Source organism: Acaryochloris marina S15, from assembly GCF_018336915.1.
GTDB classification, from domain to species: domain Bacteria; phylum Cyanobacteriota; class Cyanobacteriia; order Thermosynechococcales; family Thermosynechococcaceae; genus Acaryochloris; species Acaryochloris marina_A.
In genome coordinates, this window is the sequence record NZ_CP064923.1 from 2,847,981 (window position 1) to 2,860,974 (window position 12,994).

Consider the following 12,994-nt stretch of genomic DNA (forward strand, 5'->3'; position numbering starts at 1 on the left):
CCTAATCCTTTGGAGACGCACTATGGATAACACCTACGACATCATCATCATTGGTACGGGTGCGGGGGGCGGCACCATGGCTAGAGCATTAGCTCCCACAGGGAAACGTATTTTGATTTTAGAGAAAGGGGGATTTGTTCCCCGAGAGATGGACAATTTTGACCCCCATGTGAACTGGGTGGAGAAACGATACACTCCCAATGATACCTGGTATCACCAGGACCAGCCTTTTAGACCCAGTCATCCCCACTACTATGTGGGCGGTAATACCAAGTTCTATGGATCTGCCCTCTTTCGTCTGCGAGAAAAAGATTTTGAAGAAGTTGAACATTATGATGGCCTTTCCCCAGCTTGGCCTATTTCCTACGCCGATCTAGAGCCTTACTATGCCATCGGTGAAAAATGGTATTACGTTCACGGTGCAGACGGCGCAGACCCGACAGAACCTCGGCGTAGTTCCCCCTATCCCTATGAACCCCTCCAACATGAACCACGAATCCAACGACTCAACGACGATCTAGCCAATCAGGGACTGCATCCGTTCCCCATTCCCATGGGCATGCGTATGGGTCATGATGGAGAAGATGGAGCTACCAGTAGCTTGGATTTATGGCCGCAATTCGATGGCTATCCCGATCCCTATGAAATTAAGGCAGATTCCCATATTGTGGGCATTCGTCCAGCTCTGACCTATGACAATGTGACCCTCAAAACCAATAGCCCTGTAGACCAACTCGTCGCCGATGCTTCTGGCCGCAAAATAGAAACAGTCGTTGTGAAGACGGACGCTGGAGAAGCCATCGAGTATGCTGCTGACCTGGTGATTGTGGCAGCGGGGGCTTTGGGATCAGCGTTGCTGTTTTTGCGATCGCAACAGACCCATCACCCCAACGGCCTTGCCAACTCGACAAGTCTAGTCGGTCGCAACTTTATGGGGCATAACAACGCCACCTTAATTGCCATCAGCAAAACGCCGAACGATGCCACCTTTGAAAAGACCCTAGCCCTGGCTGATTACTATTGGGGAGATCAGGACTTTAAATATCCGATGGGTTTGATTCAAATGCTGGGTAACTTTAATGAAGCCCTGATGAAATTAGAGTCCCCAGAACCGCTACTAGGCATGACCCATGCGGAAATGGCTTCACATTCCTTAGACTTCTGGCTGCAAAGTGAAGACTTACCCAGAGTCGAAAACGGCATTTCTTACAACAGTTCAGGCCAAGTTGTCTTTGACTACCAGGCCAATAATGTCGAGCCTGCGAATCAGCTCAAGAAACGGCTCACTGATTTCCTCGACTGTGCGGGTTGTCATCCCGGTACTCACGCTGTTGACTTGTATCTAGGCAGCATGGTGGGCATCCCCCTTGGACACACCATGGGCACGATGAAGATGGGGACAGATGCCAGTCAGTCCGTCCTCGATCCCTATTGCCAGCCCCATGAATTGGACAATGTATTTGTGACTGATGGCAGTTTCTTTGTCTCAGCAGGAGCGGTTAACCCCACTCTGACTATCATTGCCCAGACCCTCAGGGTTGCCGATTATATCAAAAGCCAAAGGTTATAGAAATTTGTTGATGATTGGACAGTGTCAGTACTGAGTATCTAAGATCGTTATTCTCAGTATCATTGACTATTAAATGAGGTTTTCTTGACCTTTCAATGAAAAATCAACTATTTCAAGAACTGAGTTTTTCTGAAATTCTCAATAGAAACCTTGGATACTCAGTGTTGATACTTACTCCTCAGAAGTTAATAGAATCAGTGCATCAGCTCGGATCGGTTCAAGTAAAAGTTCTGAGGGACTGATGAGTTCAGCCAGAGGAATAGGTTCACCGAGAAGCCAAGAGACATAATCGCTAGAAAAGCTCTCTGCAAGGAACTTACCGGTAGAATTAAACATGTAGCGATTATGTCAGCATGGGAAAAAGCATAAATTTGATTACAAGTCGGTTTGAAGCCAAGTCTAAGAGTCACCCCTCAGATTTAGGTAAATCATCCTCCGATAAGCTTTGATAGAGAAATTGAACCAACAACTTACATTGTTCTGTAATCACTAGGATTTCTATGTGCGGCATCTTAAGCGTTTTTGGCCCTGATTCATCGGCCCAATTCGATCTTTCATCTATGCTATCGACCATTGTGCATCGAGGGCCAGACGATAAAGGAATCCTCCAAGGCGACAACTGGATGTTGGGACACCAGCGTCTTGCCATCATGGATGTGGATGGCGGGCACCAACCCATGCAAACGGCAGAGGAAAAACTCTACAGCATTTGTAACGGCGAGATTTACAATTTCCGAGATCTTCAAGATAGCCATTGTCCTTCCTACCCTTTTCAGACTCAGGCGGACAGCGAAGTTCTTCTCCCCTTATTTCAGACCTTTGGCAATGATCTCATCCAACAATTAGATGGGATGTTTAGTTTCGTGGTCAGCGATGGTCAGCAATGGTTAGCAGGCCGGGATCGTATGGGTATTAAACCCCTTTATTACGCTACAGCGGGTGAACATAAATTCTTTGCCTCGGAAGTAAAAGCATTAGTTCATTGCGCCGAACACATTCAGGAGGTTCCCAGTAGCCACTTCTACCATTCCCAAGCAGGCCTGGTTCCTTACTACAACCTTCCAAATGTGACGGTGTTTCAGAAAGATCAAGAGGCTATCCAGATCGCCCTTCGTCAAACCCTGTCTAGAAGCGTCCAGAAGCGACTCATGTCTGATGTTCCTGTTGGTGTTTTCTTGAGTGGGGGACTGGATTCCAGCATTATTGCAGCGTTAATGAAGCAGCATGTGTCTGAATTACACTCATTTTCAGTTGGCTTGCCTAATTCGCCTGATTTGAAGGCTGCTCGTTTAGTCGCTGATCATGTGGGAACCATTCACCATGAATATGTGTATTCCGAAGCAGAAATGCAGGCAGTGCTTGCCGATGTTATCTACTATCTAGAATCTTATGATCCAGCCTTAGTTCGGAGTGCCATCCCCTGCTACATCGTTTCTAAATTGGCTAGCCAATATGTCAAAGTTGTCCTTTCTGGAGAGGGGGCTGACGAACTCTTTGCTGGCTATAGCTATCTTGCCGACTACGATGACCCTAGGGCACTGCATCAAGAATCGATCTCTATTCTAGAAGGATTACATAACCTGAATTTGCAACGAGTGGACCGCATGACGATGGCCCATAGTTTAGAAGGTCGAGTTCCTTTTCTGGATATCGATTTTATTGAGCTATGTCTACAAATTGATCCTCATCTTAAACTTTTCTCGACCTTTGGGATTGAAAAATGGTTGCTACGTAAGACTTTTGAAGATTTGCTACCCCATGAAATTGTCTGGCGAGAAAAAATGGAATTTGCTCAAGGCTGTGCTTCTTCTGAGGTCTTGGAAAAACACGCTAAAGCAGTGATCACCGAGCAAGCACTCGCAGAGGCAAAGATACAAGGATTTCCGGTCAATACCCAAGAAGAGCTATTCTATTACGGTATCTTCCACCAGCATTTCCCTCATCCAGACGCTGCTAAAGTTATGGGACGATGGGAAGGAACTTTGCATTGACCTCAGCAGAAGATATCAAAAAAAGTTGCGAGGTCAAAAGAAGACATAAAGTCAGCTGTTATCCACTACAAGAGAATACTAGATGCAATCGGTCGGAGAACAAACCTATACCCAAGCAGTTAGAGAAGGTAAGTACGACCTTTACGTCGGTAACTTATTTGGCAAATACGATAATGTCCGCACCTACTGGGAAGATCAGCTGACCCGTATAGCTCTTCGCCCATGTCTCACCCACCTAGTCGATCGCAAACGCGAAGCTGGGCAAAAGGTTCGCATTTGCGATCTGGGTTGTGGTGCTGGGCAAGGTTACCAAATCTTGACCAAAATAGATCGCCGTGATCTAGATTTGGGCCTTCAGCATCAGCGAGTACTGAATGAAGATGAAATTTCCACCTATTTAGGACTGGATATCAGTCAGGCAATGGTGGAGAAAGGCTCAGTTCTGTTTGCCGACAAGCCCCAGTTGCAATTTGCCCAAGCAGACTTACGAGAGGGATTGGGCAAGATCAAGCAAGAACAGCCCTTTGATATTTATTTCTCATCCTACGGGTCTCTTTCTCACTTGGGGCGACAGGATTTAGTGAAGCTGCTAACCGATGTCTGTGAACATGGCCATGACGGTAGCCTCATCGTTCTTGATTTGATTGGGCGTTATTCGATTGAATGGCCGGATTTTTGGTCAGCAGAATCAGAGTCAGAAAAAGTACGTCAGTACACGATGAGTTATCTCTACTCGGAAACAGCCCGACAGGAAATTGATATTGAAAGTTTTCCACTCCGATTTTGGGCAGGCTCGGAAGTTAAACAATTAGCTGACGAATTGGCTGCTGCAACTGGAACAGGCTTGGAAGTTGTCAATATGATGGATCGCTCAATCCTCGTTGGCCGCCACACCGATACACACGAGTACAACCCCGCTCTCAAGCCTATTCGCCGCCTGATTAATTCCCTCCATGAAGACTACTTGCGTACCGACCTGGGAGATTTAATCTTAGATCTCGATGTTCCTGACCACCCTCAAATTACACCTCGGTTGCAACAGTTAATGAAATCTTGGAATACTTTAGTAGAGTATTGCCAACATCGGCTTTGCCATAACTTTTGTTTGCCAGAATTGAAAGGATGGAATGACTTTCCAAAACCACTACAGTTTTCATTGATGACGATGGATCGCGTGATAGCTGATGTGGGTTGGATGTGGTATGGAGATCCCCGTGCTAATATCATCGAACCGCAATTGGGTTATGCTTTGCGGACCCTAGAATATGATATGCAACGAGGGAGTGGTTGTGGCCACGGTTTAGTTGCAATTTTGCAGCTTAAAAAATGATTTCTGCGATGAGATCAACGTAATCTGCAAGGAGAATCATAGGGATACAACACTTTCTATTCGGGAGTGTTGTATCTGTAGTCAAAACCATTGATATATCTGGAGCAAAAGTACTTAGAGGTGAGATAGAAGACAAGTCTAGTAGGGGTAAGGGTTGAGGAAGAATTTTTTGAGTCAGAACTCCCTTCTGATGCACTGTTCAAAAGCTAAAATTGGCGATTGGAACTCAATTGATGGACTTTGAATCCTTCTCTACTTTTCTTGAACACTTACACCACCACTATCAACCCTGTAAACAGGGGGTTGTTGCTTCTTACATTCCAGAGCTGGCACAGGCAAATCCTGATTGGTTTGGGATTGTTGCTGTCGGTGTAGATGGGCAGCAGTGTCACCTAGGCGACAGCCTACAGCCATTTACAATTCAGTCCATTTCCAAACCCTTTGTATATGGTTTGGCCTTAGAAGACTGGGGGGAAGAATATGTTCTCAGCCGTATTGGCGTAGAGCCAACGGGAGATCCGTTCAATTCTCTGATTGAAGCCGAAGAAATTTCTCGGCGTCAGTATAATCCGCTCGTGAATGCTGGGGCAATCGTTACCACGAGCATGATTGATGGGGACAGTTTGGATGAACGATCTAGACGCTTGTTTGAGTTGTTTCATACCTTTATCGGGCGAGAGATCAATATTGATACCGCGGCCTTCCATTCCAAGAGCAGCCAAGATCATCTGAATCAAGCCCTGGCTCATATGATGTTTAATTTTGGCTTGATTGAGGGGGATATGGCTGAAATCCTCCATCTCTATTTCCAGCAGTGTTCGCTTTTGGTGACTTGCCAGGATTTAGCCGTGATGGCAGCGACGCTAGCAAACGGTGGTATCAACCCTTTGACGGGAGAGCAAGCTCTTGACCCCCGCTATGTCCAGCATGTCCTGAGTATTATGTATACCTGTGGGCTATATGAATTTTCTGGACAGTGGGCTTATAAAGTAGGAATTCCAGCTAAGAGTAGCTTGTCTGGGGCAATTATCGGTGTAATCCCTCAGAAAATGGGGATTGCTATTTTCTCTCCACCTTTAGGAAGCCATAGGAAAAGCTGGCGGGGTGTTAAGGTCTTTGAGGAGATTTCCCAAAAATTTCAACTCCATATGTTCGAAACAGGTGTTCGAAAAACACCAGATGCACGGGTAAAACCCGAGAGTTCTTCTTCGTCTTTCCTAGTCGGCTCTGCTTCAGAGATAGACATTATTGGAGAAGAAGCATGGAAAGAGTGTTTACAAGAGCTATACGAACAGTTTCTGCCTGATCGGGAGGGAACGATTTACACTAGCGAACCGGACTTGATGCAACACCATCACGATTCCTTTGCCATTAGTGTAGCAACGGTGTCAGGCCAGGTTTATTCCGTTGGAGATTGGCAGGTTCCTTTTTTAATTCAATCGATTTCCAAAATCTTTGCCTATGGCTTGGCTTTGGAAGACTGGGGACGGGATGCTGTTCTTGAGAAAGTAGATGTGGAGCCGACCGGAGATGCCTATGATTCGATTATTAAACTAAAAAGCAAAACTAAGCGACCCTACAATCCGATGATCAATGCCGGGGCCATTGCCACGACTAGTTTAATTAAAGGCAAGGGACCTGCGACTCGCCTGAATCGCCTGTTGGAGATGTATCGTCGTTACGTTGGCCACCAGGTGTTTGTCGATACGCCAACCTTCATCTCCGAACGGATGAACGGAGATCGCAACTGGGCTATTTCCTATCTATTACGTAATTTTGGCATGATTGATGGAGATATCAGCCAAATTCTTGACCTCTATCTTCAACAATGTTCGGTGCTACTCAACTGTCGCGATTTGGCTGTAATGGGGGCTACGCTGGCGAATAATGGCACTCATCCCATCACTGGGGAAAAAGCGATTCAGCCTGACTATGTACGTGATCTTCTCAGTGTTATGTATAGCTGTGGCATGTATGATTTTGCTGGTGAGTGGGTCTATCAAGTCGGATTCCCTGCCAAGAGCGGTGTGGGCGGTGGCATTATTGGGGTGGTTCCTGGGAAATTGGGTATTGCTGTTTTCTCACCTCCTCTGGATGAGCGAGGAAATAGTATTCGAGGTATTAAAGTTTGCGAAGAACTGGCGCGCCGTTTTCAGTTGCATATTCTCGGTAAATAGAAGTGACCGCTGCCGTTGCTGGCAAATTGGGTAATAGTTCCCGTTGAATGTAGTATTTTGCCCTCGGACCGATATTATCGAACTACAATTGGTCTACCCTTTATTGACCCTAGAATATATCAAACAATAAAGGGGTGGGTAAGGGTCGGAGAGCATCGAAGCCAAGTAATAATGCTGAGAATACACAATGATTGAAGTCCTCGAACTAACCAAGTACTACAACAACGTTTCGGCCGTGAATGCGATCTCGTTCCGGGTTGCCGAAGGGGAAACGTTGGGCTTGATTGGCACGAGTGGTTGTGGCAAGACAACGACATTAAAGATGCTCAACCGCCTAGTTAAACCAACCTCTGGGCGTATTGCGATTGGTGGTAAGGACATCCGCCAGTCGCCGCCAGAACAGTTGCGTCAACATATTGGCTATGTAATTCAGAACATCGGCCTCTTCCCCCACTACACCGTTGCTGACAATATTGCCGTGGTACCTCGCTTGTTGCGATGGAAGGAAAAACGGATTGGTCAACGGGCCGCAGAATTACTGGAAATGGTCGGACTGCCTCCCGATCAGTTTGCTCAGCGCTATCCCCATGAACTTAGTGGAGGCCAGCAACAGCGGGTGGGTCTGGCCCGAGCCTTAGCTGCCAATCCTCCAGTCGTTCTCCTGGACGAACCTTTTGGGGCCCTAGATCAAATCACTCGCCGCCAGATCCAGCAGGAGTTCAAGAGTCTGGGGAGCTTGTTGCAGAAAACGATGGTTCTTGTCACCCATGATGTTTTTGAAGCCATCACCCTATGCGATCGCATTTGCCTGATGGACCAGGGTGAAATTCAACAGATTGGCACCCCAAAGGATCTAATCTTTGCCGGACTCAATGATTTTGTACGTGATTTCTTTCAAACCAATCGCTTTCAGTTGGAATTGCAAGTGACACGGTTACAGGACCTACTCCCTTGGCTACCCCATAGCGAAGATAGAGAAAGCCAAGTGGAAGTTTATCAAACGAGTCAAAGTTTACTAGAGGTACTAGAAATTGCAGGAGCCTCTGCAGCAAAGGCTTCTCGAATTGTGATGATTGATCCTGACAACCAGTCTCGGCAAATAACAAGTTGTGAGGATCTCTTACTAGCGTTCTATCAGTACAAAAAAACATTTCAAGTAGTCTGAGTCGATCTCAGGCTTGAAATGGTATCGATTGCTACTCAGTCCCGTAAACTGGTCAGCAAGTTTCCTAGATAAACCCTGCTTTTTTCCGAATTGATATGCAGCTTTGGCAATTTTTCATCAGTCACCAACAGGAGATTCTCCAACAAACTCTCACTCATTTAGTGTTGGCGGCCATTTCGACCACTATAGCTATTCTGATTGGGGTGAGTACAGGTTTAATCTTGACTCGCTATCCAAAAGCAGCGAATCAAGTGATTGGTGTTGTCAGCGTTATCCAAACTATTCCCAGTGTGGCCTTGTTGGGTTTTCTTTTGCCCCTATTAGGGATTGGCTCTACGCCTGCCATTGTCGCTCTATTCTTATATGCTCTGCTTCCGATTCTTCGCAATACCTATACGGGGATTGAGGAGGTGGATAGTTCGGTGACAGAGGCAGCTAAAGGTATGGGTATGCCGAACCGACAAATTTTGTTGAAGGTAGAATTGCCCCTCGCTATGCCCGTCATTTTTGCTGGGATTCGAACGGCAACAGTGGCAACAGTAGGCATTGCCACGCTCTCTGCTCTGATTGGTTCTGGGGGATTAGGAACCTTTATCTTTCGGGGAATTGCCCTCAACAACGTAGACATGATTTTGGCAGGGGCTATTCCTGCTGCGGCCTTGGCCATACTGTTGGATTTCGGTTTGGGTCTTCTACAGCCCAGGGTTTTACGATTACTCAAACCTATCTTGGTGAGTGTCACCATTGTTTTCCTGTTGTTGCTGTCCCAAATCGTTTTTTCAAGCCTGCGTCCTCAACCTCTCAAGGCAGGGTTTACCTCTGAATTTGTAGAACGTGCAGATGGTTATCCAGGTTTGCAACAGCACTATGATCTGAGCTTAGACTCGGTCGAACTTGATCCGGGTCTCATGTATGAAGCCATTCGGGAGAAAAAGGTAGATGTCGTCAGTGGCTTTACGACGGATGGCAGAATTGATGCGTATAATCTCACTGTCTTGGAAGATGACCAACAGTATTTTCCGCCCTACTATGCTGCGCCCCTAGTGCGGGGGGCAACCTTACGGAAGTATCCCCAATTGCAGCCTGCGTTAGCAAAATTAGCCGAAGCCTTGTCGGATGAAACGATGATCAAATTAAATGATCGGGTTGATCGGCTCAAGGAACCCTCTCAAAAAGTGGTACAGGATTTTCTCAAACAGTCAGGTTTCAAAACAACGATAGATCGCCAGGGAAAACCAGATATTGTCATTGGGTCTAAGAATTTTACTGAACAATATCTTCTAGCAGAAATGATGGGTATTGTAATTGAAAATTCAACTGACCTTGATGTGGAATTAAAAACTGGGTTAGCAGGTACAAAAATCTGTTTTGATGCTCTCAAGAAGGGCGCGATTGATCTTTATCCTGAGTATACTGGAACTGGTTTGTTGGTCATTTTACAAGCAGACGAAACAACCCTCAAAAACATGGGGCAAGATCGAGAAGAAGTATTCAAGTATGTTCAGAAGGTATCAAAAGAACGCCATGATGTAGAGTGGCTGGCGTCTTTCGGATTTAATAATAGTTATGCTTTAATGATGCGTACTGAAGATACTAAGAAACTGAATATTACATCTATCTCGGATTTAAAGCGCCATCTCGAATCACTTTAGTACCTTTCGGTGTTCGTAAATCGCAAATTGAGTCATCATTTTGCCAAAAGTTGGCTCATGTGTAGCTAGATGTTGCCTGGAAACTGATTTCGGGTTTTTATCCAGTTAACCTGAAATATTGGCCATTAAATCTAATATGAATAGTTGCTTAACGGGTGACAAGGTCGTCCAAGGCTTTGTACAGGACCACAAGGAACCCCTGAAGTACCGCAGTAGATTCAGGGGTGTGAGCTGTTTATCTTAGCTAATAGGTAGATGAAGTTAACCCAATAACTCCATCACAAACCTATCACTCAAATCTAAAAAAATCAGGAAGATGAATAGCCAGAGTGAATATTATTCTGAGGTTCTATAGAGTATTGAATCTATCAAATTACATACTGAACTTCAGCTTGCTCGAAGCTACTACTTAATTATTTGTAATTGGAAAATCTTCCTGAGAATAGTGGTTGCTAACATATTGCATGGCTGATTGTAATGATTTTATATGCCAAGGTATAAATACAGCATGAATCTTGTCAGAACCTAACCTAGTTTTTCTCAAAATATAGGTCTCTTTAGGGCCTGAGTTTTCGATCTTAAAAAGAGTGTAATTATTTTGAGTATCTACCTCGAAGAGAGAGAGTTCTTGGCATAAACGTACCGCTCCAATTGTCTGCATTAGAACTTTTTTTAAGTTTGTGTTTTTTTCATCTAAAATCCATTGAGCTTGCCATTGATTAGGATGGATATTTCCGTAATGTTTTGGTAGAGGTGTCCCATGATGGGCATATATTGTAAATCCATCTGCAAATTGAAGTGCAGGTTCACCCTCACCATGAAGCTGATTAGCTTCATCCAGAAGGATCTTTGTCGGGCGATCGCAAACGATACAGACATTATCCATCGCAAAAATCCATCCGCAGTGATTTGCAAGAACTTGTAAAGCAGCCCATTTTTTGGATAAATGTGGATAATTTAGAACCGAAATAGCAAAATCGAGCCAAGAACAATTAAATCCTAGGTCTGAGGTAATGGTAAGAGGGTTCTCTAAAACAATTTTTTGCTCTTCGGACGATAAAGAACAAAGAAAAGCCTCTTGTAATTGCGGATGTTCTATTCCAGAGATTTTTGCTATCAGGGTCCCCTGCAGCATCTTTACAAGCCAAGATCGAAAGAGGAATTTTTTCCCTGGTAACCAGGCTAGCTGGGTCTCGACAGCGGCAGCTGTCACACTGAATGACTGCTGCCAATTTTCCGGCTGCAGTCCTTGAAGATTTTTTGAGAGGCTGGGGTCTCCTCCAAGAGCCATTTGCTTACCTAAGGCATCAAACAGTGGCGAAGAACCTAGAAATGCCTGTTCCACAATATCTTGTGTAGTTAAGTCTTTAGGCAGTTTATTTTTAATATGATTTTTGAGTTGATTTGTTGGTTTCTTAGAAACTTCAGTTAGTAACTCTAGAATTGGCCCAGTGCCTGACTGTTTCTGTTTTCGGTTGAGTTGAATAATGTGACATGCTGTCTTGAGGAAAAACCATAAGAAGTTTTTTCTGATATCTTCTTGTGAGAATCCAACATTCTTTTGAGAGGTTTCTTCATTGGATGTAAATGCTTGAATTTTCTCTAGTGCTGATTTAGGGCTAGTACAGAAGATGACCTCAGGTTCTTGCTGACCCATGACAGCGTAAGCACCTTTGACTGCAGCTTTTGCTCGAATTTTCTCAATGGGTTGTGTCGACAAGCAAATTTTTTTCCATTTTTTTTTGTATGTGTCAATCAAAAATTCTTGTTCAAGCGTCAAAAACTGTATTTGGGACATGCTCTGATTATTTGATTTTGTTTAGCTATAGTAATTATTCCCGAAAGAAATTTTAAATATTATGAATGCTGAAAAAAATTCTCATAGAGCTTTCGGCTCTATCGCAAAAATAGAGACTGGATGGCGAATTAATAAAATTGGCCCGAGAGGAGATGTCTATAAATAGAGTGCTGATGGACTCTGAATAATGATCATTCGCTACCACATCAAACCGATACCCATGATGGTTGACCCAGGAAAACATCATCCCAGATATGAGCGTGATTTACTCTTGGGTTGGATCTGCGAGGGGCATTGCAAAAGACCCGTACTACGAAAATTCCTTAAAGCTAAGATTGTGGCTAAGGGATGAGGATAATATTGCGATCGCAACCAATATCAGCCACACTCCGCGAAGCCGAAACTATCCTCGGCTGACCCCTCGGCGTATTTCTTAGGAGTTTTTGGAGTTTGCCTTTGGCACTTCACTAGGCCCGCAGTTCCCCTATGGTTATTCGGGTGGTGTAGGTGTGAGGGATGGCGATATTGCGTGGAGATCGCAACGCAATCGATACTGATAATGAGGTTAGTTACGAGATACACAACAGACTGGACAAGAGAAAACCTTAAAACTCAAGAAGAATGGGTTAAATAGTTGAGTTCTCTAAGAAATGACGATAAATGTGTTGTACAAGAATTCATCAAAAAGGCAGTTCCTGCTTGGATGGTCAAGTTGAGTGCTGTCTTGGGTCAGGTGCTCGCAGGTCATACGCGAAATGCTGCTATGTTATGAACAGCCACTTCTCCAAACAGTAACGATGAATTCCAACCAAAAACGGACGCCGCCGAACCGGCATTTGGTGGCGTTCTTCACCTTTATTTCACTACTTCCTTTGGTCTACTACGTGCCACCATGGATTTCGCAAAACGTATCTTCTAATCGGCTCGTCGTCACTTTCATTACTGTAGCGGTTATCGTGCCAATCATCTCTTACATAGCGCTTCCCGGATTGTTCTGGCTGCTTCACATCATCAAGCGCTGATCGTCCGCTCTTGAGTGTTTTCCTGAACAGTAATTCTCTTTCAAATTGCCTGAATGAGGATATCCCACTGGTAGTCCACCAGATGTAAGGATAGAGATAGTTCAGCATTCCACCATCAATAATGACAACGCGACCTTGCCATAGTTGTAGTTCCCTAAACATTGTTAAAAACGGTCGTATCCATAATGGTAAGCAAAACCACAAATGCAGAGACTGTGGTCGTCCGTTTGTCGAAGACCTCCAACAAAAGCGCATCGCCCCAACGACCAAAGGCGAGGTCATACCCTCT

8 protein-coding genes and 2 pseudogenes are annotated in these 12,994 nt (G+C 44.8%); 9 read left to right on the forward strand and 1 reads right to left on the reverse strand.

The features are described 5' to 3' along the window. Nucleotides 1–22: 22 nt before the first annotated feature. The 7 genes and pseudogenes from I1H34_RS13355 to I1H34_RS13380 all read left to right on the forward strand — a co-directional run bounded on the left by I1H34_RS13355 (nt 23) and on the right by I1H34_RS13380 (nt 9,885). Nucleotides 23–1,570, forward strand: coding sequence for a GMC oxidoreductase (locus I1H34_RS13355; RefSeq protein ID WP_212666039.1), 1,548 nt, complete (start codon nt 23–25; stop codon nt 1,568–1,570). A gap of 560 nt (nt 1,571–2,130) precedes the next feature. Further along, a complete protein-coding gene (asnB, locus tag I1H34_RS13360) occupies nt 2,131–3,561 on the forward strand; it encodes an asparagine synthase B (protein WP_249370113.1) in 1,431 nt (476 codons plus the stop codon). 82 nt (nt 3,562–3,643) lie between these two features. Further along, entirely contained in the window at nt 3,644–4,891 is a 1,248-nt protein-coding gene (locus tag I1H34_RS13365) for a class I SAM-dependent methyltransferase (RefSeq protein WP_212666041.1), read from the forward strand. 233 nt (nt 4,892–5,124) lie between these two features. Continuing rightward, nucleotides 5,125–6,048 (forward strand): annotated as a pseudogene (gene glsA, locus I1H34_RS32940) (glutaminase A); the annotation flags it as partial. A gap of 141 nt (nt 6,049–6,189) precedes the next feature. Next, on the forward strand, nt 6,190–7,068 hold the full coding sequence (gene glsA, locus I1H34_RS32945; RefSeq protein WP_396124652.1) for a glutaminase A: 879 nt from the start codon (nt 6,190–6,192) through the stop codon (nt 7,066–7,068). Nucleotides 7,069–7,255: 187 nt separating this feature from the next. Continuing rightward, entirely contained in the window at nt 7,256–8,233 is a 978-nt protein-coding gene (locus tag I1H34_RS13375) for an ABC transporter ATP-binding protein (protein ID WP_212666043.1), read from the forward strand. A 95-nt stretch (nt 8,234–8,328) separates the two neighbouring features. Beyond that, entirely contained in the window at nt 8,329–9,885 is a 1,557-nt protein-coding gene (locus tag I1H34_RS13380) for an ABC transporter permease/substrate-binding protein (protein WP_212666044.1), read from the forward strand. 409 nt (nt 9,886–10,294) lie between these two features. Here the strand turns inward: I1H34_RS13380 and I1H34_RS13385 are convergent, their stop codons facing one another. Continuing rightward, the gene (locus tag I1H34_RS13385) at nt 10,295–11,683 is read right to left on the reverse strand and encodes a DUF6745 domain-containing protein (protein ID WP_212666045.1); all 1,389 of its coding nucleotides are present in this window, start codon (nt 11,681–11,683) and stop codon (nt 10,295–10,297) included. A 797-nt stretch (nt 11,684–12,480) separates the two neighbouring features. Here I1H34_RS13385 and I1H34_RS13390 point away from each other — a divergent pair. After that, the gene (locus I1H34_RS13390) at nt 12,481–12,705 is read left to right on the forward strand and encodes a putative antibiotic biosynthesis monooxygenase (RefSeq protein ID WP_212666046.1); all 225 of its coding nucleotides are present in this window, start codon (nt 12,481–12,483) and stop codon (nt 12,703–12,705) included. A 121-nt stretch (nt 12,706–12,826) separates the two neighbouring features. Further along, nucleotides 12,827–12,976, forward strand: a pseudogene (locus I1H34_RS33255) (IS1/IS1595 family N-terminal zinc-binding domain-containing protein); the annotation flags it as partial. Between the last annotated feature and the right edge of the window lie 18 nt (nt 12,977–12,994).